This is a genomic window from Rhodoferax sp. WC2427 (genome assembly GCF_040822085.1).
Classification (GTDB): domain Bacteria; phylum Pseudomonadota; class Gammaproteobacteria; order Burkholderiales; family Burkholderiaceae_C; genus Rhodoferax_B.
The window spans coordinates 613,346-633,435 of sequence record NZ_CP162006.1; the positions used below are offsets into that span (position 1 = coordinate 613,346).

Below are 20,090 nucleotides of genomic sequence, written 5' to 3' on the forward strand. Positions count from 1 at the left end.
GCTTTTGGGTGGCTGGCATGGGATGAAAAATTGGTGTAAAAAGACACCATTCCGTAGCCAAAGCTACCCACAAAATAGTTACTATCAGTTACGGGTCGCAGATGGGGAGTTACAGGCTGGGCCTGTGCCGCACATCTTTGCGGACGGCTTCTGCCCCGATTGAAAGGACTCTCTGCCATGCAACTCTCCGCATTGAAGGTCAGCACCCGCTTGAACCTCGGTTTCAGTCTGGTGGTGGTGCTGTCGCTGCTGTCGGCGGGGCTGGCCCTGTACAAGCTGTCCGCCGTGGCGAGCGACCTGGAGACCGTGGTCACGGTCAACAACGCCAAGATTGCGTTCAACACCAGTTTGTCGCAGGACGTGCATGTCGTTGCCCGCGTCATCCGCACCATTGCGCTGCTGGACGACAAAGCCGCCAAAGACCGGGAGATGGGCAAGATCGCCGAGGCGCGTGACGGCTACGACAAGGCCTGGCAGGCACTGCAAAAGTTTCCGCCCAGCGAAAGCGGCAAGGCCTTGCGCGCCAAGATTGCCCAGGTCGCCCAGACCGCCCGTGCGCTGAACAACCAGGTCCTCGCCCTGGGCATGGCCGACAAGCCTGCCGAGGCCACCGCGCTGCTGCTCAAGGAGGCGGGCCCGGCCACCACGCAGTGGCAGGAGGCGATTGCCGACAACATCCGCCTCCAGCAGGAGGACAACGACGCAGAATACCGCGGGGCGATGGACGACTACCACCAGGCGCGCAATCTGCTGATCGGCTTTGGGCTCTTCAGTGTGCTGTTGGCCGCGGCGGTCGGCACGCTCATCAACCGCTCCATCTTGCGCCAATTGGGCGCCGAGCCCGCCACTGCCACCGCCCTGGCGCAGAGCGTGGCCGCGGGCGATCTGGGTGTGCAGATCCAACTGCGTGCGGGTGACGCCACCAGCCTGATGGCGCAATTGCAAAGCATGCAGGCCAGCCTGGTGCGGTTGGTTACCCAGGTGCGCGTGGGTTCGGAAAGTGTGGCCACCGCCAGCGCCGAAATTGCCCAGGGTAACCACGACCTCAGCGCCCGCACCGAGCAACAGGCCAGCGCACTGGAGGAAACCGCCGCTTCGATGGAGCAGCTCAGCGCCACCGTGCGGCAAAACGCCGACAGCGCGGTCCAGGCCAACCAGCTGGCCCAGCGCGCCAGCACCGTGGCCGTGCAGGGCGGCGCCGTCGTGGCCGAGGTGGTGACCACCATGCAGGGCATCAACGCCAGCTCCCAAAAGATTGCCGACATCATCGGCGTGATCGACGGCATCGCCTTCCAGACCAACATCCTGGCCCTGAACGCCGCGGTGGAAGCCGCCCGCGCGGGCGAGCAGGGCCGGGGCTTTGCGGTGGTGGCCAGCGAGGTGCGGTCGCTGGCCGGGCGCAGCGCCGATGCGGCCAAGGAAATCAAGCTGCTGATCAGCGCCAGCGTGGACCGGGTGGCCCAGGGCACGGTGCTGGTGGACAAGGCGGGCACCACCATGGCCGAGGTGGTATCTGCCATCCGCCGGGTCACCGACATCGTCGGTGAGATCAGCGCCGCCAGCAACGAACAAAGCGCAGGCGTTGCGCAGGTTGGCGAGGCGGTGGTCCAGATCGACCACGTGACCCAGCAAAACGCCGCCCTGGTGGAAGAAATGGCTGCCGCGGCCGGCAGTATGAAGACGCAGGCAGAGGATCTGGTGGCCTCGGTGGCGGTGTTCACGCTGCCCCACGGCGTGGATCTGCCAAGGCTGCGATAGGCGGGAGATGCCAGGCCGGTGGGGCCTCAACACCACCACGGAACCAGCTTTACCGTTGACCAACCGATGAGGATCTTGATGCGCAACAACCAACCCATTCTGAACCAGGAATATCCCTTCCCCAGTGGGCAGACCTTGGTGTCTACGACCGATCTGCAGGGCAACATCCGCTACTGCAATCCGTACTTCATCGAGGTCAGCGGCTTCAGCCGCGACGAGTTGCTGGGGCAGCCGCACAACCTGATTCGCCACCCGGACATGCCCGAAGAGGCCTATCGGGACATGTGGGCCACCATCAAGAGCGGGCGGCCCTGGTCGGCGATGGTGAAGAACCGGCGCAAGGACGGCAGCTACTACTGGGTGCGGGCCAACGTCACGCCGCTGATGGAAGGCACCCAGCCCACCGGCTACATGTCGGTGCGCACCGAACCCCTGCGCGCCGACATCGACGCCGCCACCGCGCTGTACGCCCGCATGCGCGCCGAAAAGGCCCAGGGCCAGCGCATCACCTGCCTGGACGGCGGCCATGTGCGGGTCAACAGCCTGGCCGGGCGTATCGCCACGGCGCTGAGGCTGGGGCTGGCGGGCAAGCTGACCCTGGCTGCCGGGGCCCTGGCGGCCCTGGGCGTGGCCGCAGGGGTGGCCATCGGCGGGGCCTCGGTGGGCTCCATGGCGCTGGTGGCGGTACCCACGGTGCTGGTGTGCGGGCTGGTGGGCGGCTGGCTGCTGAAGACCTTGGCCATTGATCCGCTGCTGAGCCTGGTGGCTTTCTCCAACCGGATGGCCGCCGGGGACCTGACGCAGAGCCTGCAAAGCCAGGGCACCGATGCCATGGGCAGCCTGTCGGCGGCGCTGAACCAGCTCAACGTCAACCTGCTGTCCATCGTGCGCGATGCACGCACCGGGGTGGAAAACATGTCGATTTCCACCCAGGAGATTGCGGCGGGCAACAACGATCTGTCGCAGCGCACCGAAAGCCAGGCCAGCAACCTGGAGCAAACCGCCGCCTCGATGGAGCAACTCACCGCCACCGTACGGCAGAACACCGACTCCGCCATCCAGGCGGCCCAACTGGCCGCGCAGGCCGATGCCGTCACCCGCCGCGGCGGCGAGGCGGTGCAGGACGTCACCCGCACCATGCGCGAGATCAGTGCCTCGTCGGCCCGTATCGGCGAGATCATCCAGGTGATCGACAGCATTGCTTTCCAGACCAACATTCTGGCCCTGAACGCCGCCGTGGAAGCGGCCCGTGCGGGCGACCAGGGGCGGGGTTTTGCGGTGGTGGCCTCGGAGGTGCGGGCGCTGTCGCAGCGCACGGCCTCGGCCGCGCGCGAGGTCAAGACCCTGATTGCCGAGTCTGCCGCCACGGTGGACAGCGGCAGCCGCCTGGCCGACGCCGCCCAGGTCACCATGGGCGACGCCCTGGCCTCGGTGAGCCGGGTGACTTTGCTGGTGAATGAAATCAGCGCCGCCTCGCGCGAGCAGCAGGAGGGCATTGCGCAGGTGAATGACGCCATCACCCAGATGGACAACATCACCCAGCAAAACGCCGCGTTGGTCGAGCAGATTGCCGCCGCGGCCACCGCGCTGCACGGGCAGTCGGAGGCGGTGTCGGAGAGCGTGCGGGTGTTCCGGCTACAGCGCTAACCGCCCCAGGCGGCAGTCCAGCGGCGTTCCAACAGACTGGCGTGGCCGCTGGATTTATAAGATTTAACGGGTTTGCGCCCATGGATAGGGCGTAAGCAGCTATTTTTTTTAATAGCAACTAGCTGCTGGACCGGACCAGCTTGGCAGACAGGGCGTTGCGCAAGGTCAGGGCGTTGTCGGCCAAGTGCTGCTGGATATCGGCGTTGTTGCCACGGCGCTGCTGGGCGGCGCTGATGCGTGCCAGCAAGGCCATGGCCTGCCCGCGCACCATGCTGCGGGCGTCGGCGCGCGTGGCACCGGAGGGGCGCAGCACCAGGGCGGCCAGGCGCTCGGTGTAGGCGTGTTGCAGCTCGCGCTGTTCGGCGTTGGGGGCGGCGGTGTCGGTCCAGACCTCGGCTTCCACCCGGCGCACCAGCTCGGGCAAGCGCAGCGCGGCCTCCGAGGGGGCCAGGCGGCTGTCGTTGTCCAGCAGCTTGCCCGCCAGCGCATCGCCCATCAGGCTGTTGAGCACCAGCAGGCGCAGGCCAAACACCTCGCGTGCCAGGGGCAGGTCGCCCGCGCTGGCGGGGGCTTCGGCGCGGGCCAGGTAGTCGGGCACCAGGCGGCGTTGGAGCTGGGGCGAGACGGCAAAACTGCGGGTGGCCAACACCTCGTGCAGCAGCAGATCGAGCGCGGCGCGTTGGTCGGCGGCGGGGGTGTTTTGGGCCGGATCGCGCCCGGTGTTGGCAAAGTCACGCAGCATGCGCACCCCGCCCAGCTGGCGCAGCAGAATGCCGGTGGCCGCGCCTGCATCCGACAGCGATTCGCGCAGCAGGCGGCGCACGCGGCTCCAGTCCTGGTCGGGCAGGGGCTGCAGGGTTTCCAGCCGCTGGAACACGCCGTGGGCAATGGCGAAGCGCTGGCGGGCGTAGGCCACCGGGTTGTCGCCCAGGTCGCGCTGCAGGGTTTCGGGGTCGGCCCCAAGGTAGAAGTCTTCGTCGGTGCCAAAGGCCAGTGCAGGCTCGGCGCTGCGGCTGGCAATCTGCGCCAGCGTGGTGGCTTCCGCCGCGGGGGCAATGGGACGGTAGGCGTAGTCGATGGCCCAGTAGTCGTACGGGCCCAGCGTGGTCTGGACGGCCACCGGGCGCGGCTGGCCGGGCAGGCCCGGGCCGATGGGAAGGTTGATCGGCAGGTAGTCCATCACCGAGCCACTCAGGCCCTGCGCCTGGGTGAAGGCCGGGTCGGCCAGCTGCGCCTGGGTGAACAGCCGCGAGGCGCGGAAGTTGTGCCGCAGGCCCAGGGTGTGGCCCACCTCGTGCACTGTCAGGCTGGTGATGTAGTCGCGCACGAATTGCTCGGCTTGCGGGCTGTCCGGGGCCATGTCGCCCTGGGTGCTGAGCAGGTCCATCGCGTAGGCCAGCTGCTCGCCCGCTTCTGCGCCAATGTCGCAGTCCTGGCTGGCCTGCGAGGCTTCCAGGGCGGTGGGTTCCAGGCGGCGCACCGCGGAGGCGCGGGTGGCGCGCACGCTTTGGCTCTCGATGCGGATGTCGGCGTCCAGGATTTCACCGGTGCGCGGGTCCACGTGGCGCGGGCCGATGGCGGCAAAGCCGGTGCTGTTGTTGGTGGACCAGCGCACCGAGGCGCGGCCAAAGTCCAGGGTGTCGAAGTCCGCGTCGTCGGCCTGCTGCTCTACCCGGATCGCGTTGTGGAAGCCGATCCGCTCAAACGCCGGGTTCCACGCCAGGATGCCCGCGCGGATGGCGTCGCGGTATTTCACCGGCACGCTGCGGTCGATCCAGTAGGTGATGGGTTTTACCGGCTCGGACAGCTCGGCCTGCGGGTCCTGCTTTTCCAGCCGCCAGCGGGCGATGAAGCGCTGCCGGGCAGTGGGGGCCAGGTCGTCGCCAAAGTTTTCCACCGACTCCACAAAGTGGCCGATGCGCGGGTCGGCCAGGCGCGGGGCCATGGTCTGCGCAGGCAGGCGCGCCAGCGAGTAGTTGATCTGGATGAACATGCTGCGCGGGTCCACCAGGTTCTGCGGCGTGCCGGGCAGGTTGCTGCCAGGCGCAGGCAGGGCGATACCGGCGGTGGCGTAGTGGTTCATCACCTCCAGCACCAGCAGGTCGGGCGTGCCGCGCACCTTCAGGATGGCCGAGTTGCGCATGTCCACGCCGTAGTTTTGCCGGTAGGTGTGGGCCAGCGTCTGGGCCACGCCGCCCATGTCGTTGATGAACAGCGCACCCGCATCCACCAGCACGCTCTGGCGGTTCGGGTGGGGCTGGCTGGCCACCGGGGTGCTGCCCAGCAGGCTGGGGGCGTAGGCGGCGGCCACGGCGCGGGCCTCGGGCGTGCCGGGCGGGGCCACGAAGTCGGTGTTGCGCGCCACCAGCTGCACCACGTTGTGCACGCGGCGAAATTCCACCAGGCGGGGCGCCAGCATGCGGCCACCATACAGCCCGCCTTCGCCAATGCCATTGGCCATCTTGGGCGATAAAAAGAAAGGCTTGCCAAAGTCGTCCGGCCCCAGCTCCAGCCAGAAACGCTCGTCGCGCTGGTACATCGAAAACAGCCCGATGCTGCGCTGGGTGCCCTGCAACACGCTGGCAAACAGCGGCAGGGGCGAGGGCGGCGCACCGGGGGCCCGGGGCGCGCTGGCGGCCGATTGCGCCGCCACTGCTGCGGTGGTGGCCACGGTGGCCGCCGCCTGTGCCGTCTGGGCCGCTGCCGCGGCCACTTCCAGGTTGATTTTGGTGGTGGGGGTGGCGCAACCTGACAGCACAAAGGCCAAGGTCAACGTGGCGCGGAGTCGATGCTGGGTCATTGCGCTTTGTCTCTATCTTTTATAAAAAAAGCGGCCTGGCGCAGATCCTGTTGGCGTCGGCGGCTATCCAAACCATCGTACCTGATGCGTGTGAAGTCGCTCCCTACAATGCCCCATGGTTTTCGTCACCCATCGCCCCGTGTGTGGCCTGTGCCTGCGTCCGCACCGCACCTGCATCTGCCAGTGGGTGCGCCCCACGGCCCACGCGGTGGAGGTGCTGGTGCTGCAGCACCCGCTGGAAGTGCACCAGGCCAAGGGCAGTGCCCGCCTGCTGCACCTCAGCCTGCCGCACAGCCGGTTGCTGGTGGGCGAGGCGTTTGCCGCGCCGGTCTGGCCGGTAGATGGCAAAAACACGCTGCTGCTGTACCCCGACACGCCGCTGGACACCGCCCCCGACCTGTTGCCCCCGCCCCCGCTACCGCCCGAATGGCTGCAAGACCCATCGCGCCTGCGCCTGGTGGTGCTGGACGGCACCTGGCGCAAAAGCCGCAAGATGCTGTACAGCAGCCCGCCGCTGCAAGCCTTGCCCCGCCTGGCCCTGCGCGGCCTGCCGCCGTCGCACTACCGCATCCGCAAGGCCCATCTGCCGGACCAGCTGTCTACGCTGGAGGCCACCTGCGCGGCGCTGGCGCAGCTGGAGGGGGATGCCGAGCGGTTTGCGCCCTTGCTGGCCGCGTTTGACGGGTTTGTGGGGCAGCAGGCGGGCTACCTGCCGGGCTAGGGGTGCTACTTTTTCAATAGCTGCTTGCGCCGATGGAATGGGCGCTGGAGCCCGATTTCTCTTAAATACCCAGTGGATCCACGTCGATGGCCCAGCGGATCAACCCCTTGGCCTCGGGCTGGCTGCGGGTGGCGCGCAGCACGGCTTGCCAGGCCAGCAGGAAGCGCTGCAGGGCCTGGCGGGACGGGCTTTCCACCAGCATCTGGGCGCGTTCGATGTTGGCCACGCGCTGCACGCCCATGGGTACGGCGGGGTAGAGGGTGACGCGGTCCACGTCGGGCACGTCGCAGGCGGCCGCACTGGCCAGCGTCAGAAAGGCCTGGGCGGCTTCTTGGGTGCGGGCCTCGGCGCGCACCAGGGCCTGGAAGCTGAACGGCGGCATGCCCGCAATGCGGCGCTCTTCGAGTTGGCTGGCGGCAAACGCCGGGTAGTCGTGCTGGCGCAGCGCGGCAAACAGCGGGTGCTGCGGGTGTTCGGTCTGCACCCACATCTCGCTGGCCGCGCTGTGGGCGGCATCGCGGCCTGCGCGGCCCCCGGCCTGCATCAGCAGGGCAAACAGGCGCTCGGGTGCGCGGAAGTCGCTGGAGAACAGCGCGCCGTCGGGCTGGATGGCGGCCACCAGGGTGATGCGGCGGAAGTCGTGGCCCTTGGCGATCATCTGCGTGCCCACCAGCACATCCACCGCGCCGGTGTGCACCTCGGCCAGCTGGGCTTCCAGCGCGCCCTTGGCCTTGGTGCTGTCGGCATCGATGCGGGCCACCACCACCGGGCCGCCGTCGGGGCGGCGCACGGTGGCGAGCAGCTCGGCCAGGTGTTCTTCCAACCGCTCGGTGCCGCGGCCCACGGGGGCAATGTCGGGGTTGCCGCAGCTGGGGCAGGCGCGCGGCACGGGTTCGGCGTAACCGCAGTGGTGGCAGCGCAGGCTGCGGTCGATCTTGTGGAACACGCGGTAGGCGCTGCAATGCGGGCATTCGCTCTTCCATTCGCAGCTGCCGCAGGCCAGCACCGGGGCGTAGCCGCGCCGATTCAAAAACACCATGCTTTGCTCGCCACGGGCGATGCGCTGCTGGATGGCGGCCAGCAGCTGGGGCGAGAACACGGTTTTCTTTTGCTGCAAGCCCATATCGACCAGCCGCACCTTGGGCAGCGCGCCCGCGCCGATGCGGCTGGGCATGGCCAGGCGCACGTAGCGCCCACCCTCGGCAGCCGGGCGGCTGTGGTGCCAGCTCTCCAGCGACGGGGTGGCCGAGCCGAGCAGTACGCGGCAAGGTTCGGGGTCTGTGGATAAACGGGTTTCCAGCTGGCTGCGGTACACGGCCAGGTCGCGGGCCGAATAGCGTGCGCCTTCTTGCTGCTTGTAGCTGGGGTCGTGTTCTTCGTCGACCACGATGAGCTTGAGCCGCGGCATGGACGCAAACACCGCCATGCGCGTACCCAGCACGATGCGCGCTGTGCCCCCGTGGGCGGCCAGCCAGCTTTTCAGGCGCTGCGGGGCGGTCATGCCGCTGTGCATGGACACCACGGCCGCCGCGCCGAAGCGGGGCTCGAAGCGTGCGCGGAAGCGGGCTTCGAGCTGCGGCGTGAGGTTGATCTCGGGCACCATCACCAGCGCCTGGGCGGTGGGGTCGCGGGCCAGCAGGCGCTGCACCAGTTGCAAGTACACCTCGGTCTTGCCGCTGCCGGTGGAGCCAAACAGCAGAAACGGGCCATTTTGGGACTCAAAAGTGGCAATGGCGCTTATTTGTTCGGCGCTGAGTGCTTCGGAAACTATAGCGGCTTCCAGCTGCGCATCCGCGCCTTTGGCCGGCCGCTTGAGCCGCCGGGTGAGCTGCGCCGCGCCCAGTTCGCGCAGTTGCGGGGGCAGGGCGGCCAGGGCCACTTCGCCCACCGCTCGCTGGTAGTACAGGGCGGCAAATTGCACCAGGCCACGCCAGGCGGCGTTCAGCGGTGGCAGGCCGTCGAGTGCGGCGCTCAGGGGGCGGACCTCGAAATGGGATTCTTCCGGTGTGCCATCCCACACCACGCCCAGCGTCTCGCGCGTGCCCAGCGGCACCCGCACCAGGCTGCCCGGCGGCAGGGCGGCGCTGTGGCTGTAGGTGAGCGGCCCGGCGATGGCGCTGTGGGCGGGGGTCTGGACGGCGACGGAGAGCCGGTACGGCATTTGTGTGTGTTATTTCACGTGAACTAGAGGGAAAGCGGCTAAGTGCTTGATTTGCAACTGATTTAAAAGGTATCCCAGGAATCTGTGGATAACTTTGTTGATATCTCTGCAGGGCGGGCCGCAAAGCCCGGTAAATCAAGGCTTTCGACGGATTGCCTCTAAAAAAAGCAATTTCAGATGACTATATAAATCAAGGACTTACGATCGCTATGGGTTTCATAGCGGGTCGTGTCGCCCCCCAAGGGGCCTACCACAGTGCACCCCAGATTTTGTGCATAAGTGGTGCATCCCAAAATTGTTTTCAGGCCCGAATCTGCCGGGAAGCCCGGTGCACGGCCTCTACCAGCGCGGCCACGTGCTCGGGCGGCGTGTGCTGGCTGATGCCGTGGCCCAGGTTGAAGATATGCGTGGGGCCGGTGCCTGCGCCCTGGTGCGGCACGCCAAAGCTGTTCACCACGCGCTCCACTTCCGTGGCGATTTGCGCGGGCGGGGCAAATAGCACGTTGGGGTCGATGTTGCCTTGCAGCGCCTTACTGTGGCCCACCAGCGCGCGGGCCTTGGCCAGGTTGACGGTCCAGTCCAGGCCCAGTACTTCGCAGTCCAGGCCGGCCATTTCGTCCAGCCACAGGCCGCCGCCCTTGGTGAACACCAGGCGCGGGATGCGCTGGCCGTTGTGCTCGGTTTTGAGCTTTTGCAGTACCTGCTGGGTGTAGGCCAGGCTGAACTGCTGGAACGCGCCGTCGGCCAGCACGCCGCCCCAGCTGTCAAAAATCATCACAGCCTGGGCCCCGGCTTCGATTTGCGCGTTGAGATAGGCGGCGACCGCGTCGGCATTCACCTGCAGCATGCGGTGCATCAGGTCGGGGCGGCTGTACAGCATGCTTTTGACCAGCCGGTAGTCGTCCGAGCCCTTGCCCTCCACCATGTAGCAGGCCAGCGTCCAGGGGCTGCCCGAGAAGCCGATCAGTGGCACCCGGCCATTCAGTGCGCGGCGGATGGAGGTCACCGCATCCGTCACGTAGCGCAGCTTGTCCATGTCGGGCACTTCCAGCTTGGCCACGGCGGCCTCGTCTCGCACCGGGTGGGCAAAGCGCGGGCCTTCGCCCGTGGCAAAGCTCAGGCCCAGGCCCATGGCATCGGGCACGGTGAGAATGTCGCTGAACAAAATCGCGGCATCCAGCGGGAAGCGCTCCAGCGGCTGCAGGGTGACTTCGGTGGCGTAGTCGGTATTGGTGGCCAGCCCCATGAAACTGCCCGCCTTGGCCCGGGTCGCCAGGTATTCCGGCAGGTACCGGCCCGCCTGGCGCATCAGCCACACGGGGGTGTGGTCGGTGGACTGGCGCAGGCAGGCGCGCAGAAAGCTGTCGTTTTGGAGGGGAGCGAAGGACATGGCGGCGCAGACTGGGAAACTGGTGAGCTTACCGCACCGTACTTTCCCCTCTGCCCATCTGGGAACGGATGCTATGTATTTGGTAGCTGCTTGTGCCCGCGGAATAAGCGTGAGCGCCCTTATTTGCCGCTATATGACCCCACGTGCCGACAACACGGCGTGTTCGGTTTTGATGCACTTGTTTTGCACCACCCGCAGCCCGGCGGCCTGGGCCTTGAGGGCCGCCGCGGGGTGGGAGACGCCGAGCTGCATCCACACGGCTTTGGCCTTGATGGCCAGGGCTTCGTCCACGATGTGCGGAATCTCCCGGCTGCGGCGGAAGCAGTTCACCACCTCGATCACCTGCTCCTGTGCGGCGTCGGTCAGGCTGGGATAGGCTTTTTCGCCCAGGATTTCGGTCGCGTTCGGGTTGATGGGGATGATGCGGTAGCCACGCGCCTGCAGGCTGCGGGCCACCTGGTGGCTCGGGCGCGCAGGGTTGGGCGACAAGCCGACCACCGCGATGGTACGGGCGTGCGTCAGGATTTGGCGTATGGCATCGGCTTCATTCATAACGCATTAGTTTACGCAAGCTTGGCGCCGCAGCCTAGTAGGTTCAGGCAAAGTGGTCGAACCCGGCAAAGGTGCGCAAGACCGGCGCGCCCTGGCCGTCGATGAGGCGGATGGGGGCGTCGGCCTGGCGGCTTTCGATCTGGCCAATGCGCGCCACAGGCGTATCGGCCCGGGCGGCGGCAGCGGCCACCGCCTGGCGGGCCGCGGGCGGGGCGGTGAAGACCAGTTCGTAGTCGTCTCCACCGGCCAAAACGCAGTCCAGCAAATGTTCTGCATCAAAAATGGCTCCCGTGCTCTTCATATAAGCATGAGCAGCTACTAATTGAATAGCAATCGAGGTGTCCACTACCGCACCCACCCCAGACGCCCGCAGAATGTGCCCCAGGTCGCCCAGCAGGCCGTCGCTGATGTCGGCCGCCGCCGTGGCCACGCCGCGCAGCGCCAGCCCCAGCGCGACGCGGGGCGTGGGCCGTTCCAGCCGGGTACGGGCCTGGGCAAAGGCGGCTTCGGGCAACGACAGCGTGCCGCGAAACACCTCCAGCGCCAGCCGCGCATCGCCCAGGGTGCCGCTGACATACAGGTCGTCGCCCACCTGCGCGCCCGAGCGCAGCAGGGCCTGCCCGGGCGGCACTTCGCCGAACACGGTGATGCAGATGTTCAAGGGGCCCTGGGTGGTGTCGCCGCCCACCAGTTCGCAGCCATGGGCATCGGCCAGTGCCAGCAGGCCTTGCGAAAACGGCTCCAGCCAGGCCGCATCGGCACGCGGCAGGGCCAGCGCCAGGGTGAAGGCCAGTGGCTGCGCGCCACAGGCGGCCAGGTCGCTCAGGTTCACCGCCAGCGCCTTGTGGCCCAGCGCGGCGGGTGGCACGGTGCTGAGAAAGTGGCGGCCCTCGACCAGCATGTCGCTGGAGATGGCCAGTTGCATGCCGGGCCGGGGCTGCAGCAGAGCGCAGTCGTCGCCCACGCCCAGCACGGCGCGCGGCGTAGGGCGGGTGAAGTAGCGCCGGATCAGGTCGAATTCGCCCATCTCAGTGGAGCGTGTGGCTGGCCGGTGGCAGGTGGTTGCCGGTGGCATCCAGCACAAAGGTGGGGATGGGGGCTTCAAAGCGCTCGCCGTCTTCGGCCACGCAAAAATAGCTGCCGCGCATGGCGCCGGTGCCGGTGCGCAAACGGCAGCCGCTGCTGTACTGGAACGAGTCGCCCGGCTTCAGCAGCGGCTGGTGGCCCACCACGCCCAGGCCTTTGACCTCTTCGATGTGGCCATGCGCATCGCTGATGGTCCAGTGGCGGGCAATCAGCTGGGCGGTGGTGTCGCCGGTGTTCTGGATGGTGACCGTGTAGGCAAAGCTGTACACGGCCTGGGTGGGGTCGGACTGCTCGGGCAGGTACTGCGGCAAGACTTCGACGGTGAACTGGTATTTGGGCATGGGCAGGATCGTACAGCGCCTGCATACACGGTCTGCGAAAATACGGCCCATGAAAAATTTCCGTATTGCCCCCTCGATCCTCGCTGCCGACTTTGCCCGCCTGGGCGATGAAGTGAAAAACGTCATTGCTGCCGGTGCCGACTGGATCCACTTCGATGTGATGGACAACCACTACGTGCCCAACCTGACTTTCGGCCCCATGGTCTGCAACGCCTTGAAGCCGTATGCCAAAAAGCCCGACGGCACGCCGGTGCCCATCGACGTGCACCTGATGGTGCAGCCGGTGGACGCGCTGGCGGCCTCGTTTGCCGATGCAGGCGCGTCGCTGATCAGCTTCCACCCCGAAGGCACGGGCCATGTGCACCGCAGCGTGCAGGCCATCCAGTCCAAGGGCTGCCAGGCCGGGCTGGTGTTCAACCCCGCCACGCCGCTGGACGTGCTGGACTGGGTGATCGACGACATCGACCTGATCCTGATCATGAGCGTCAACCCTGGCTTTGGTGGCCAGAGCTTCATCGACTCGGCGTTGCGCAAGGTGGAGCAGGCCCGCAAGCGCATCGAGGCGTCGGGCAAAGATATCCGCCTGGAAGTAGACGGCGGCATCAAGACCGACAACATCGCCCGTGTGGCATCGGCCGGGGCAGACACCTTTGTGGCGGGCAGCGCGATTTTCGGCAACCCTGATTACAAGGCGGTGATCGACGCGATGCGCAGCGCCCTGGCCACGGTGTGACCTACCATTCGCCCATGACTTCCCGGAGCGCGCCATGGCATTGACCATCACCGACGAGTGCATCAACTGCGATGTCTGCGAGCCCGAGTGCCCGAACGACGCGATCTACCTGGGCGTGCAGATCTACGAGATCGACCCGCACAAGTGCACCGAGTGCGTCGGCCACTTTGACGAGCCGCAGTGCGTGCAGGTCTGCCCGGTGTCGTGCATTCCGGTGCACCCCGAGCATGTGGAAGACAAAGACAGCCTGTGGGCCAAGTACCGGCGCCTGCAGGCGGAGATCGTGAAGCCCTAAACCGGCTCGGCTGGCCGTACCGGCTTGGGCCGGGGCGGCTTGGTGGTGTGGATGGCCATGGTGGCCTTGTCCATATCGCCCGCCATCAGTGCGGGCACCGCCAGGATGGCGCGGGTCATGCTGTCCTCAATCGCGGTGCGGTGCTCGGCAGACGGCTTTTTCAGCACCCAGTTCAGCACCTCATCGCGCGCACCCGGGTGGCCGATGCCGATGCGCAGCCGCCAGTAATCGGGGCTGCCCAGCTGGGCGTGGATGTCGCGCAGGCCGTTGTGCCCCGCGTGGCTGCCGCCCAGCTTGAGCTTGGCCTGGCCGGGCACGATGTCCAGTTCGTCGTGCACCACCAGGATCTCACCGGGCTGGATCTTGAAGAAGCGGGCCAGCGCGCCCACCGATTTGCCCGACAGGTTCATGAAGGTCTGCGGCTTGAGCAGCCAGCGCGGCTCGCCGTCCACCACCACGCGGGCCACCAGGCCGTAGTAGCTTTTGTCGGGCTGCAGGCTGGTTTTGAGTTCGCGCGCCAGGGCGTCGATCCACCAGAACCCGGCGTTGTGGCGGGTGGCTTCGTACTCGGGGCCGGGGTTGCCCAGGCCAACAAACAGTTTGATCATGGTGGGGATTATCCAAAAACAAAAAAGGCCCACCGAAGTGGGCCTTTTGCATGCACCAAAGAATTACTTCTTGGCAGCAGGCTTGGCAGCGGGAGCCTTGGCACCGGCTTTGCCCTTGGCGGGAGCAGCGGCTGCGGGATCCACAGCGACTTCTTCGGCCAGCGCAATCACGGACACCAGGGCGGGGTTTTCCTTGCCCTTGGTGACAACCGACACGCCCTTGGGCAAAACCAGGTCCTTGGCGTGCAAAGACGAGCCTTTGGTCAGGCCGCTCAGGTCCACCGCGATGAATTCGGGCAGGTCTGCAGGCAGGCAGGAAATTTGCAGTTCGGTCGCCACGGGGGTGACCATGCAGTTTTCCGTCTTGACGGCAGGCGACACGTCCTGGCCGCTGTAGTGCAGAGGCACCTTCATGGTCAGCTTGGTGTTGGCTTCGACGCGCTGGAAGTCAGCGTGCAAAATCAGTTGGCGGAAGGGGTGCATTTGCACATTGCGCAACAGCACTTTGCTTTCCTTGCCAGCCAGTTCCATGTCCAGGATGGTGGAGTGGAAGGTTTCTTTTTTCAGAGCGTGCCACAGAGCGTTGTGGTCGATTTCGATCTGGGTTGCGGGTGTTTCACCACCGTAGACGATGCCGGGGGTACGGCCAGTAATGCGGAGACGGCGGCTCGCACCCGTGCCCTGCTTTGCGCGCTCAAAAGCGACGAATTTCATAATCAACTCCTGTGAGAGTGCACCGCGACCAGTGTCACTCCGATTTAAAAAGGCCCGCGCGCAGTGTGCGCACGGGCCTGCTTTTTTGTTCTTTGGCCTAGAAAAGGTTTTCCTGGTCCGAGAACAAACTCATGACCGACTCGCCGTTGGCAATCCGCTGGATCGTTTCGGCGATCAGGGGGGCTACGGTGAGTTGGCGAATTTTGGGGCATGCCATCGCAGCGGCGCTGAGAGGAATGGTGTTGGTCACGACCACTTCGTCCAGGGCCGAACCGTTCGCAATGCGTTCGATGGCCGGGCCGGAGAAGATGGGGTGGGTGCAATAGGCGTACACTTTTTTCGCGCCGCGCTCTTTCAAGACTTCGGCGGCTTTGACCAGCGTGCCTGCGGTGTCGATCATGTCGTCCATGACCACGCAATTGCGGCCATCGATTTCGCCGATCACGTGCATCACTTCGCTGACATTGGCCTTGGGGCGGCGCTTGTCGATGATGGCCATGTCGCAACCGAGTTGCTTGGCCAGCGCACGGGCGCGCACTACACCGCCCACGTCGGGCGACACCACGATCAGGTCTTCGTAGTTCTTTTGGCGCAGGTCGCCCAGCAACACCGGCGAGGCGTAAATGTTGTCCACCGGGATGTCGAAGAAGCCCTGGATCTGGTCGGCATGCAGGTCCATGGTCAGCACGCGGTCCACGCCCACGGCTTGCAGCATGTTGGCGACCACCTTGGCGGTGATGGGCACACGGGCCGAGCGGGGTCGGCGGTCTTGGCGGGCGTAACCGAAGTAGGGAATCACGGCGCTGATACGCTCGGCAGAGGCGCGCTTGAGCGCGTCCACCATGATCAGCAGTTCCATCAGGTTTTCATTGGTGGGGGCGCAGGTGCTTTGCACCACAAACACGTCGCGGGCCCGCACGTTCTGGTTGATTTCCACGGTGACTTCACCGTCGGAAAAACGGCCCACGCGGGCCGCACCCAGGGCGATGCCCAAGTGCTTGGCAATCTCGGCGGCCATGCCAGGATTGGCATTGCCCGTGAAAATCATGAAATCAGTGTGGTGGGGCTGCATGAGCGTCTTTTGCGATGAAATAACTGTGTGTGAATATTCCGGATATCAGCGTATCCAGAATATTTGGCAGGGGAAGAAGGACTCGAACCTTCGCATGCTGGAATCAAAATCCAGTGCCTTAACCAACTTGGCGACTCCCCTACACGGGTCCACAGCATGAAGCTGCAAACCGATTAACCATCGCTGGAGGCCCAACCCTTGAGAGGGTGAACGTCCATATTGCTGCATTTGCGAACCTGCCAGGTACCAGGTACATCTGACAAACTTACATCGCTCAGCATTTGCGCAAACACCGCGCTACCTGAGCCAGTCATTCTAGCATTTAAACCTTTGCCTTCAAGCCACGCAAGGACTTGATTTACAGCAGGGCAGAGGTTTTGCGCGACTGGCTGCAAGTCATTAGTACCGAAGTAATAAGGCTGTGCAGCAAAGCCTGCGAGTATAGCACTATCTGAATCGCGTTTTAAATCTCTTGATGAAAAAATGAGTTTGGTGTCCAGCCCCTCGGGCGGTTTGACCACCGCAAAGCGGGCCGGTGGCAGCGAAATCGGGGTGATTTTTTCGCCAATGCCCTCGACCCAGGCGTTGCTGCCGCCCAGGAAAAACGGCACATCGGCACCCAGTTGCAGGGCTATGGTGTGCAGCTGCGCCAGCGGCAGATTCAGCTTCCACAAACGGTTCAGCGCCAGCAGGCAGGAGGCTGCATCGGACGAGCCACCGCCCATGCCGGCCTGTGCCGGGATGCTTTTGAGCACACCGATGTGCGCGCCCTGGGGGGTGCCGGTGGCCGCTTGCAACGCACGGGCGGCGCGCAGCACCAGATCGTCTGGCGGCAGCGGAGTGCTGAGGTCTTCGCGGCTGAGCTGGCCATCGCTGCGCAATTCAAAGTGCAGGGTGTCGCACCAGTCGATCAGCATGAAGACCGATTGCAGCAGGTGGTAGCCATCCGCGCGGCGGCCGGTGATGTGCAGAAAAAGATTCAGCTTGGCCGGGGCGGCCACGTCGTACAGGGCTTGCATGCTTATTTGTCGAGAACGAGGCGCAGGGTGGCCGTGGGTTCGGGCTGGCTGCGCACCGCGATCAGTCGGCCATCGTTCAGGCGGGCCAGATCGGCCTGCCAGCCCGGCACCGGCGTGTTGCTACCGCGCAACCAGTCGAACAGCGCCGCCAGCGGCAGCGGCGCGCCAGTGGCCTGTGCCACCAGCGCTTCCAGCGACTCAAAAGGCCGTATTTCGCCGTTGGCGTGCAGGGTGGCCGATCCGGGTTGCCATTGCATGCGCGCCACGGTGCCGCCCAGCGGGTTGAAGAGGATGAGCTCGCCAGATTCTGCCGAGCCCTTGAGCTCAAAGCTGGCGGAAAAAGACTGCGCCGCCGATCCATCGACCTGCAAGGCCAGGCGGCCGCTCCAGAAGGCAGACAGGTCGGCGTTTTGGCGACCACTGTTCAGGTGCGCACACCCGGCCAGCAGCAATGCGCACGCCATGAGCGCCCCGCGGCGGGCCAGAGCGGTCACAGCTTGACTTGCAGGCGCTTGAGGGTGCCCAGCAGGGTTTCGTTGTCGCCATTGATCTGCATGCCTTCTTTCCAGATGCTCGTGGCGCGGTCGCGTTGGCCCAGGGCCCACAGCACCTCGCCCAGATGGGCGGCAATTTCGGCATCCGGCTTGGCCTTGAAGGCGCCATCCAGCACGCGCAGGGCTTCGTCGTTATTGCCCATGCGGAACTCGACCCAGCCCAGGCTGTCGGCGATGAAGGGGTCGTTCGGTACAAATTCCAGCGCCTTGCGGATCAATGCGCGGGCTTCGGGCAGGCGCACGTTGCGCTCGGCCAGCGAATAGCCCAGGGCGTTGTAGGCATGGTGGTAGTCGGGTTTGCTGGCGATCAGTTTGCGCAGCAGCCGCTCCATTTCGTCCATCTTGTCGAGCTTTTCGGCCAGCATGGCCTGGTCGTACAGCAGGTCGGCATCGTCGGGATGGTCGGCCACCGACTTGGCCATCAGATCGTAGGCCGTCTGGTACTGTTTGTTGTCGCGCAACAACTGCACTTCGGCCGACAGTTTCATGCGGGCATCTGCGTCTGTGCGCTCGGGCAGGGCTTGCAGCAGGGCGCGGCCCTCGGCCAACTTGCCTTGCTTGGCCAGCAACGAGGCCCGGCGGCCTTGCACGGACAGCAGTTCTTCGGCGTTGGCAATTTTTTGCAGCCAGGCGGAGGCTGCGGGGTAGTCCTTGCGGTTCTCGGCCACCTGCGAAAGGGCCATATACGCCGATGACAGGCCCCGGGTGCGCCCTTCGCCGGGTGGCAGGGGTTCGGCCAGGGCAATGAAGCGCTGCAGCGAAAGCTCGGCGGCGCTGAGCTGGTTTTCCTGGACCTGCAGGCTGCCCTGCACCAACCAGGCATCGGGGAAATCCGGGTTCTGGCTGGTCAGAAGCTTGAGCTGCTGGGTGGCTTCGCCGTAGCGCTGGGCCTCCAGCAGCGCGCGCACGTAGGCCATGCGCAGTTCGGGCAGGGGCTTGCCACCCAGGTAGTGCAGTACCAGGGGCTCGGCCAGCGGGACTCTTGGGCCCATCATTTCCAGGGCTAGCTGCACCGGGCCGGGCGCGGTAATCGACAGTGCCTGGCCGCTACGGGCCGCCTCCAGTGCGCCCGAGGTATCGCCCGCCGCCAGCCGCATGCGGCCCACGGTGGTCCAGGCCGCGGGGCCGACAACCCCGTCCTTCAGGTAGCTGCCCAGCACTTGCTCGACCACCGAGGCCGCCTGGCTTTTGTCGGAGATCTGTGCATAGGTGGGTGGTATGGCGGAGATGGCGGCTGCGCGGTCGGACTCGGTGGCCATCGCCAGCTCGGTCCTGAGCGGCTCGGCCGTGTCGGCCACGCGGTTCAGCGCCAGCAAGATTTGCAGCACGTAGCGGTTGGCATCGCGCGAGGCGGGTTCGGCCTTGCTCCAGACGCGGGCCGCTTGCAGTGCGGCATCGCCGGAGCGCGATTGCAGGGCAATCTCGACCGCGCGGCGGTAGAGGCTGGGGTCGTTGGCCTTGCGGGCACCTTCCAGGTACAGCTGGTAGGCAATGCCGGGTTCGCCGCCTGCGGCATTCAGCTCGCCCAGCAGCACGATGTAGAACAGCTCCCCGTCCAGGGCCGACTGCTCTGGCGTGGCTTCTGAAGCGCTGGGGGCTGCGGCCTCGGGGGCTGCCTGCGCAAATGCGTGCAGGCTGCCCGCGGCCAGAGCCAAAGTTGCCAATCCGTGGGTAGCCAGTCTGATATATCGCTTCATCGGCTCATAATAATCCAAGCCCATTAACGTACGCGATGTAAGGGGCGAAGCCCTCGGTAACGCGATTCCCCTTCTTTACAAGCCCACCATGCCCGAGCTACCCGAGGTTGAAGTCACCCGACTGAGCTTTGCCGACCGCATCCAGGGCGCGCGCATCCATAGCGTGCGCCTGGGCAAACCACTGCGCTGGCCGCTGGGCTACGACCCTGCGCTGCTGGCGGGCCGCACCGTGCTGCAAGTGCGCCGCCGGGGGAAATATTTGCTGTTGGACCTGGATGCGGGTCTGCTGCTGCTGCACCTGGGCATGTCGGGCAGCCTGCATTTCGCGCCCCAGCAGCCCGAGCCGGGCGTGCACGACCACTGCGATGTGGTCACCCACCTGGGCACGTTGCGCCTGCACGACCCGCGCCGATTTGGCGCGGTGGTGTATGCCGACAGCCAGGACGCCCCCGCAGCTGCCAAGCTGCTGGGCCATCTGGGCATGGAGCCGCTGGACGATGGATTTTCTTTACCGGCTTTTTACGCAGGGCTACAGGCGCGCAAAACCGCCATCAAGCAGGTGCTGCTGGCGGGCGAGGTGGTGGTGGGCGTGGGCAACATTTATGCGTCCGAGGCGCTGTTCATTGCCGGTATCCGCCCCACCGTGCGGGCCCACAGCATCAGCAAACCGCGCGCCGCCAAGCTGCATGCCGCCGTGCGCAGCGTGCTGGCCCGGGCGGTACTGAAGGGCGGCAGCACCCTGCGGGACTTCTCCAACGCCCATGGCGAGAGCGGCTACTTCCAGCTCGAAGCCATGGTCTACGACCGCCAGGGCCTACCCTGCCGGGTGTGCGGCACGCCCATCCAGCAAATACGCCAGGGCCAGCGGTCCACCTACTTTTGCCCGGTGTGCCAAAAGCGCTAGTGCTATATTGATTTTTTGTACTTTTATTACCGATCGAT

General features: G+C 65.7%; 18 protein-coding genes and 1 tRNA gene. 6 read left to right on the forward strand and 13 right to left on the reverse strand.

Going from position 1 to position 20,090, the window contains the following annotated elements; genetic code table 11:
- Nucleotides 1–177: 177 nt before the first annotated feature.
- Nucleotides 178–1,758, forward strand: a complete 1,581-nt coding sequence (locus AB3G31_RS02915) for a methyl-accepting chemotaxis protein (protein WP_367848719.1) — start codon at nt 178–180, stop codon at nt 1,756–1,758.
- Nucleotides 1,759–1,836: 78 nt separating this feature from the next.
- On the forward strand, nt 1,837–3,405 hold the full coding sequence (locus tag AB3G31_RS02920) for a methyl-accepting chemotaxis protein (RefSeq protein WP_367848720.1): 1,569 nt from the start codon (nt 1,837–1,839) through the stop codon (nt 3,403–3,405).
- A gap of 118 nt (nt 3,406–3,523) precedes the next feature.
- Here AB3G31_RS02920 and AB3G31_RS02925 read toward each other — a convergent pair whose 3' ends face one another.
- Nucleotides 3,524–6,205, reverse strand: a complete 2,682-nt coding sequence (locus tag AB3G31_RS02925) for a zinc-dependent metalloprotease (protein ID WP_367848721.1) — start codon at nt 6,203–6,205, stop codon at nt 3,524–3,526.
- A gap of 115 nt (nt 6,206–6,320) precedes the next feature.
- Between AB3G31_RS02925 and AB3G31_RS02930 the strand changes: the two genes are divergently transcribed.
- Nucleotides 6,321–6,926, forward strand: a complete 606-nt coding sequence (locus AB3G31_RS02930) for a tRNA-uridine aminocarboxypropyltransferase (protein WP_367848722.1) — start codon at nt 6,321–6,323, stop codon at nt 6,924–6,926.
- A 61-nt stretch (nt 6,927–6,987) separates the two neighbouring features.
- Here AB3G31_RS02930 and priA read toward each other — a convergent pair whose 3' ends face one another.
- The 5 genes from priA to apaG all read right to left on the reverse strand — a co-directional run bounded on the left by priA (nt 6,988) and on the right by apaG (nt 12,456).
- Nucleotides 6,988–9,087 (reverse strand): primosomal protein N', encoded by a 2,100-nt coding sequence (priA, locus tag AB3G31_RS02935; RefSeq protein ID WP_367848723.1) that lies wholly within the window; start codon nt 9,085–9,087, stop codon nt 6,988–6,990.
- A gap of 301 nt (nt 9,088–9,388) precedes the next feature.
- Nucleotides 9,389–10,477 carry a uroporphyrinogen decarboxylase gene (hemE, locus tag AB3G31_RS02940; protein ID WP_367848724.1) on the reverse strand — a complete coding sequence of 363 codons (1,089 nt, stop codon included), beginning with the start codon at nt 10,475–10,477 and terminating at the stop codon, nt 9,389–9,391.
- 129 nt (nt 10,478–10,606) lie between these two features.
- Nucleotides 10,607–11,029 carry a CoA-binding protein gene (locus AB3G31_RS02945; protein ID WP_367848725.1) on the reverse strand — a complete coding sequence of 141 codons (423 nt, stop codon included), beginning with the start codon at nt 11,027–11,029 and terminating at the stop codon, nt 10,607–10,609.
- Between the two features lie 43 nt (nt 11,030–11,072).
- Nucleotides 11,073–12,056: a thiamine-phosphate kinase gene (gene thiL / locus AB3G31_RS02950; RefSeq protein WP_367848726.1), complete on the reverse strand. Its 984-nt coding sequence runs from the start codon at nt 12,054–12,056 to the stop codon at nt 11,073–11,075.
- A gap of 1 nt (nt 12,057) precedes the next feature.
- On the reverse strand, nt 12,058–12,456 hold the full coding sequence (gene apaG / locus AB3G31_RS02955; RefSeq protein ID WP_367848727.1) for a Co2+/Mg2+ efflux protein ApaG: 399 nt from the start codon (nt 12,454–12,456) through the stop codon (nt 12,058–12,060).
- 49 nt (nt 12,457–12,505) lie between these two features.
- Between apaG and rpe the strand changes: the two genes are divergently transcribed.
- Together rpe and AB3G31_RS02965 are read left to right on the forward strand one after the other, a co-directional pair.
- On the forward strand, nt 12,506–13,189 hold the full coding sequence (rpe, locus tag AB3G31_RS02960; RefSeq protein WP_367848728.1) for a ribulose-phosphate 3-epimerase: 684 nt from the start codon (nt 12,506–12,508) through the stop codon (nt 13,187–13,189).
- 34 nt (nt 13,190–13,223) lie between these two features.
- On the forward strand, nt 13,224–13,484 hold the full coding sequence (locus AB3G31_RS02965; protein ID WP_367848730.1) for a YfhL family 4Fe-4S dicluster ferredoxin: 261 nt from the start codon (nt 13,224–13,226) through the stop codon (nt 13,482–13,484).
- Here AB3G31_RS02965 and pth read toward each other — a convergent pair.
- The 7 genes from pth to AB3G31_RS03000 all read right to left on the reverse strand — a co-directional run bounded on the left by pth (nt 13,481) and on the right by AB3G31_RS03000 (nt 19,115).
- Nucleotides 13,481–14,092: an aminoacyl-tRNA hydrolase gene (pth, locus tag AB3G31_RS02970; RefSeq protein ID WP_367848731.1), complete on the reverse strand. Its 612-nt coding sequence runs from the start codon at nt 14,090–14,092 to the stop codon at nt 13,481–13,483. The two genes, AB3G31_RS02965 and pth, sit on opposite strands and share 4 nt — an antisense overlap.
- A gap of 63 nt (nt 14,093–14,155) precedes the next feature.
- Nucleotides 14,156–14,806 carry a 50S ribosomal protein L25/general stress protein Ctc gene (locus AB3G31_RS02975; protein ID WP_367848732.1) on the reverse strand — a complete coding sequence of 217 codons (651 nt, stop codon included), beginning with the start codon at nt 14,804–14,806 and terminating at the stop codon, nt 14,156–14,158.
- 97 nt (nt 14,807–14,903) lie between these two features.
- Nucleotides 14,904–15,878, reverse strand: a complete 975-nt coding sequence (locus tag AB3G31_RS02980) for a ribose-phosphate pyrophosphokinase (RefSeq protein WP_367848733.1) — start codon at nt 15,876–15,878, stop codon at nt 14,904–14,906.
- Between the two features lie 64 nt (nt 15,879–15,942).
- Nucleotides 15,943–16,019, reverse strand: a tRNA-Gln gene (locus AB3G31_RS02985).
- Nucleotides 16,020–16,051: 32 nt separating this feature from the next.
- Nucleotides 16,052–16,897, reverse strand: a complete 846-nt coding sequence (ispE, locus tag AB3G31_RS02990; protein ID WP_367848734.1) for a 4-(cytidine 5'-diphospho)-2-C-methyl-D-erythritol kinase — start codon at nt 16,895–16,897, stop codon at nt 16,052–16,054.
- A gap of 2 nt (nt 16,898–16,899) precedes the next feature.
- Nucleotides 16,900–17,391: an outer membrane lipoprotein LolB gene (locus AB3G31_RS02995; RefSeq protein ID WP_367848735.1), complete on the reverse strand. Its 492-nt coding sequence runs from the start codon at nt 17,389–17,391 to the stop codon at nt 16,900–16,902.
- Entirely contained in the window at nt 17,388–19,115 is a 1,728-nt protein-coding gene (locus AB3G31_RS03000; protein ID WP_367848736.1) for a tetratricopeptide repeat protein, read from the reverse strand. Before AB3G31_RS03000 ends, AB3G31_RS02995 begins: the two co-directional genes overlap by 4 nt.
- 121 nt (nt 19,116–19,236) lie before the next feature.
- Here AB3G31_RS03000 and mutM point away from each other — a divergent pair, with 121 nt between their 5' ends.
- Nucleotides 19,237–20,052 carry a bifunctional DNA-formamidopyrimidine glycosylase/DNA-(apurinic or apyrimidinic site) lyase gene (gene mutM, locus AB3G31_RS03005; RefSeq protein WP_367848737.1) on the forward strand — a complete coding sequence of 272 codons (816 nt, stop codon included), beginning with the start codon at nt 19,237–19,239 and terminating at the stop codon, nt 20,050–20,052.
- Nucleotides 20,053–20,090 lie beyond the last annotated feature (38 nt).

Excerpts from the sequence above, each read along its gene's own strand:
- mutM (WP_367848737.1), top strand. The coding sequence starts at position 19,237 with ATGCCCGAGCTACCCGAGGTTGAAGTCACCCGACTGAGCTTTGCCGAC.
- AB3G31_RS02930 (WP_367848722.1), top strand. The coding sequence starts at position 6,321 with ATGGTTTTCGTCACCCATCGCCCCGTGTGTGGCCTGTGCCTGCGTCCG.
- pth (WP_367848731.1), bottom strand. The coding sequence starts at position 14,092 with ATGATCAAACTGTTTGTTGGCCTGGGCAACCCCGGCCCCGAGTACGAA.
- AB3G31_RS02975 (WP_367848732.1), bottom strand. The coding sequence starts at position 14,806 with ATGAAATTCGTCGCTTTTGAGCGCGCAAAGCAGGGCACGGGTGCGAGC.
- AB3G31_RS02980 (WP_367848733.1), bottom strand. The coding sequence starts at position 15,878 with ATGCAGCCCCACCACACTGATTTCATGATTTTCACGGGCAATGCCAAT.
- AB3G31_RS02945 (WP_367848725.1), bottom strand. The coding sequence starts at position 11,029 with ATGAATGAAGCCGATGCCATACGCCAAATCCTGACGCACGCCCGTACC.
- hemE (WP_367848724.1), bottom strand. The coding sequence starts at position 10,477 with ATGTCCTTCGCTCCCCTCCAAAACGACAGCTTTCTGCGCGCCTGCCTG.
- AB3G31_RS02965 (WP_367848730.1), top strand. The coding sequence starts at position 13,224 with ATGGCATTGACCATCACCGACGAGTGCATCAACTGCGATGTCTGCGAG.
- priA (WP_367848723.1), bottom strand. The coding sequence starts at position 9,087 with ATGCCGTACCGGCTCTCCGTCGCCGTCCAGACCCCCGCCCACAGCGCC.
- AB3G31_RS02915 (WP_367848719.1), top strand. The coding sequence starts at position 178 with ATGCAACTCTCCGCATTGAAGGTCAGCACCCGCTTGAACCTCGGTTTC.
- thiL (WP_367848726.1), bottom strand. The coding sequence starts at position 12,056 with ATGGGCGAATTCGACCTGATCCGGCGCTACTTCACCCGCCCTACGCCG.
- AB3G31_RS02925 (WP_367848721.1), bottom strand. The coding sequence starts at position 6,205 with ATGACCCAGCATCGACTCCGCGCCACGTTGACCTTGGCCTTTGTGCTG.
- AB3G31_RS02920 (WP_367848720.1), top strand. The coding sequence starts at position 1,837 with ATGCGCAACAACCAACCCATTCTGAACCAGGAATATCCCTTCCCCAGT.
- apaG (WP_367848727.1), bottom strand. The coding sequence starts at position 12,456 with ATGCCCAAATACCAGTTCACCGTCGAAGTCTTGCCGCAGTACCTGCCC.
- ispE (WP_367848734.1), bottom strand. The coding sequence starts at position 16,897 with ATGCAAGCCCTGTACGACGTGGCCGCCCCGGCCAAGCTGAATCTTTTT.
- rpe (WP_367848728.1), top strand. The coding sequence starts at position 12,506 with ATGAAAAATTTCCGTATTGCCCCCTCGATCCTCGCTGCCGACTTTGCC.